Annotated in this window: 4 protein-coding genes; 3 read left to right on the top strand and 1 reads right to left on the bottom strand. The window is 44.6% G+C overall.

From position 1 onward, the window contains the following. Positions 1 to 175: 175 nt before the first annotated feature. From WB217_RS15475 to WB217_RS15465, 3 genes are read left to right on the top strand one after another with little or no spacing between them, the layout of a single operon-like run. On the top strand, positions 176 to 892 hold the full coding sequence (locus WB217_RS15475; RefSeq protein ID WP_423994136.1) for a (Fe-S)-binding protein: 717 nt from the start codon (positions 176 to 178) through the stop codon (positions 890 to 892). 57 nt (positions 893 to 949) lie between these two features. Continuing rightward, on the top strand, positions 950 to 2380 hold the full coding sequence (locus tag WB217_RS15470) for a LutB/LldF family L-lactate oxidation iron-sulfur protein (RefSeq protein WP_423994134.1): 1431 nt from the start codon (positions 950 to 952) through the stop codon (positions 2378 to 2380). Continuing rightward, complete coding sequence (locus tag WB217_RS15465) at positions 2374 to 3096, top strand: LutC/YkgG family protein (RefSeq protein WP_423994137.1); 723 nt, start codon at positions 2374 to 2376, stop codon at positions 3094 to 3096. The genes WB217_RS15470 and WB217_RS15465 overlap by 7 nt, the downstream gene beginning before the upstream one ends. A 159-nt stretch (positions 3097 to 3255) precedes the next feature. Here WB217_RS15465 and WB217_RS15460 read toward each other — a convergent pair. Next, a partial coding sequence (locus tag WB217_RS15460) for a 3-hydroxybutyrate dehydrogenase (protein ID WP_423994133.1) occupies positions 3256 to 3804 on the bottom strand: 549 nt, incomplete at its 5' end.

Below are 3804 nucleotides of genomic sequence, written 5' to 3'. Positions count from 1 at the left end.
CCATACCTCTCCACAGGAGGTGTGGTTTTTATTTTCATAAAAAAAATTCTGAAACCCCTTTCAAAAAAATACATTTTTATAGTAGTATTGAATTTAATTAGGACACGCAGATTTCAGGTCATCAGATGACCTGTTAATCTATGTGTATATCATTCGTTAGGAAAGAGGTTGAACAATGAAGGTAACTCTTTTTGCAACTTGTTTGGTCGACATGTTCCAGAGCAGTGCGGGAAAAGCAACAGTTGAACTGCTTGAGAAGCTTGGATGTGAAATCGAATTTCCAGAATCCCAGGTTTGCTGCGGACAGCCAGCCTATAACAGCGGTTATGTTAAAGAAGCGAAAGAAGCAATGAAATCGATGATTGATACATTTATAGATGCGGAATATGTTGTATCTCCTTCTGGCTCATGTATCACTATGTTCCATGAATACCCACATGTATTCAAGGGAGATCCTGTTTGGGAGCCAAAGGCTAAGAAGCTTGCGGCTAAATCATTTGAATTAACTCAGTTTATTGTGGATGTATTAAAAATTGAAGATGTTGGCGCCCGTTTCGAAGGCAAAGTTACATACCATACATCCTGCCATATGACAAGATTGTTAGGTGTCAAAAAGGCTCCTATGATTCTATTAAGCAACGTAAAGGGCCTTGAGTTCACAGAGCTTCCTGGCAAGGAGCAATGCTGCGGTTTCGGTGGTACATTCTCTGTTAAGATGGCACAGATTTCTGAACAGATGGTCGATGAAAAGGTTATGCATGTAGAAGAAACGGGTGCCGAGTATTTAATCGGAGCGGACGCTGGCTGCCTAATGAATATCGGTGGCAGGATCGAAAGGCAAGGAAAGCCTATTAAAGTGCTCCATATTGCAGAAGTTTTAAACAGCCGTTAATCACACTAATATAATAAAAAACTATTTTTCCTGATGAAAAAGGAGGGAATTTTTCTCATGGCAATGAAGATTGGAACTGATAATTTTAAAGAACGTGTCGACAATGGCATTAATGATACTTTCATGCGCGGTGCGGTTGCTGGAGCCCAGAACAGCATGGGCGTCCGCAGGCAGAATGCGACTGAGGAACTGGGAAACTGGGAAGAATGGCGCAGTCATGGTGAAGAAATCCGTCAGCACGTCCTTGAAAATTTGGATTATTATCTGGAGCAGCTTAGTGAAAATGTAGCCAAACGCGGAGGGCATGTCTTCTTTGCTAAAACTGCAGAGCAGGCAAATGAGTATATAAAAGGCGTAGTTGCCAAAAAGAATGCCAAAAAAGTCGTTAAAGCCAAATCAATGGTGACAGAAGAAATCAGTCTTAACGCAGCGCTTGAAGAGGCTGGCTGCACTGTCGTTGAAACGGACCTTGGAGAATACATCCTCCAGGTGGACGATCATGATCCGCCGTCACACATTGTTGTTCCTGCCTTGCATAAAAACAAGGAGCAGATCAGGGACGTTTTTACAAAGAAGCTAGGTTATCAAAAAACGGAGAAGCCGGAAGAACTAGCCTGGCATGCACGCGAAATGCTGCGCCAGGAATATTTGACAGCAGACATCGGCATCACAGGCTGTAATTTCGCGGTTGCTGAAACAGGCTCCTTCAGCCTTGTGACGAACGAAGGCAACGCCGATCTGGTTACCTCCCTCCCAAAAACCCAGATTACGGTAATGGGAATGGAGCGTCTCGTACCAACATTTGAAGAGATGGAAGTCCTCGTCAGCCTGCTGACTAGAAGTGCCGTCGGCCAGAAGCTTACAAGCTATATCACTGTCCTGACAGGTCCGCGTGAAGAACATGACGTTGATGGACCAGAAGAATTCCATCTTGTCATCGTTGATAATGGCCGGTCAAAAATTCTTGGCGGTGAATTCCAGTCTGTGCTTCAATGTATCCGTTGTGCAGCCTGTATCAATGTTTGCCCTGTCTATCGTCATGTAGGCGGCCACTCATATGGATCTATTTATTCAGGACCAATCGGTGCAGTATTGTCGCCTTTGCTTGGCGGATACGACGAGTACAAGGAGCTTCCATATGCTTCTACCCTTTGCGGAGCATGTACAGATGTATGCCCTGTAAAAATACCGCTGCATGAGCTTTTGCATAAACATCGACAGGTAATAGTTGAGCAGGAAGGCAAAGCCCCAATTTCCGAAAAACTCGCTATGAAGGCATTTGGACTTGGAGCTGCTTCCCCAATGCTTTACAAGCTCGGCTCCAAGGTTGCTCCTGCAGCCATGAATCCGTTCACTGTCGGTGATAAAATATCAAAAGGTCCTGGCCCGCTAAAAGCCTGGACAGAAATTAGGGAGTTCCCTGCTCCTAACAAAGAAAGATTCAGAGACTGGTTCAAAAACCGGGAAAAAGGAGGCAAAGAATCATGACAGGAACGATCCAGAACCGCGAAGCCTTTTTAGATCAAATCGCAAGCTCACTTGGAAGAGGCCGATTGTCCAGCGGCGTTAAGGTACCTGCCTGGAAACATCGCCCCCAGGACCAGGTTTTAAAAGGAGCCACTCCTGATGAATTGATTGAGGTATTAAAAACTCAATGCCTTAAAATTCATACAAGCCTTGTCATGACTGATTCGAAAAATTTACCTGAAACGTTGAATGAGGTTGTGTCAAACTATGGAGGCGGCCCAGTCGTTTCCTGGAAGGATGACCGTTTTTCAAAATGGGGACTAAATTCTCTGATGAAAAATGAATGGCCAGCAAATAACATTGAAGTGTATGAGTGGGACCATACTAAAGGTGAAGAAAATATCCGCCAGGCAGAAAAAGCGAATGTCGGCATCACAATCAGTGAAATGACCCTCGCCGAATCTGGCACGGTTGTATTATTCAGCGATAAAGATAAAGGCCGGACAGTCAGCTTCCTTCCAGCCACATATATCGCACTTATTCCTAAGAGCACCATCGTACCACGGATTACCCAGGCAGCGCTCAAATTACGCGAATTGCATCACTCTGGCAAACAGGTTGCTTCATGCATTAACTTTATAACCGGCCCAAGCAATTCAGCTGACATTGAGCTGAACCTGGTTGTCGGCGTGCATGGACCAGTGAAGGCAACCTATATCGTGATTGATGACCTGTAAGACTTTTTAAACGCTTCAAAGCCCTATGAATTTTACTAATAAAGGCATTGATAACACTTAAATCACACACATTGATGCCCTTTATATAAAACTTATACCATAACCCAACCTTTTATAAAATATGAGCCGGCTTCCTTCAATGGATGCCGGCTCATTTTATTATTGAATTGTATAGCCGCCGTCAATGACCGCCGCCTGCCCTGTAATTCCTTTAGCTGCATCACTGGCGAGAAATAGCACATAATTAGCGATTTCCTCAACAGCCAGAAGCCGTTTTTGGGGAACGAGAGGAAAGATCACTTCCTCGAGAACCTTTTCAAGCGGGACATTTCGGGTCTCGGCAAGGCTTGATAACTGATTGCGCACAAGAGGGGTATCCACATATCCTGGACATACCGCATTTACAGTAATGCCATGCTGCGCCGTTTCAAGTGCGGCAACCTTCGTCAGCCCAATGACGCCATGCTTAGCACTATTGTATGCTGCTTTACCAGCAAAACCGACGAGCCCATTGATTGAAGCCATATTGATGACGCGTCCAAAGCCCTGTTTTTTCATCACAGGCAAAGCGTATTTCAATCCTACAAAAGGTGCTGTAAGCATGACTTTTATCAGCAATTCGAATTTTTCCGTTGGGAAGTCCTCGATCATCGAAACATATTGCAATCCAGCATTATTGATGAGGACATCGACCCGACCATACTGCTC

This window comes from Mesobacillus sp. (assembly GCF_049588175.1).
In the GTDB taxonomy this organism is placed as follows: domain Bacteria; phylum Bacillota; class Bacilli; order Bacillales; family Cytobacillaceae; genus Mesobacillus.
Note: the sequence above shows the minus strand (reverse complement) of the source record. Positions and strands in the feature narration are given on the sequence as shown.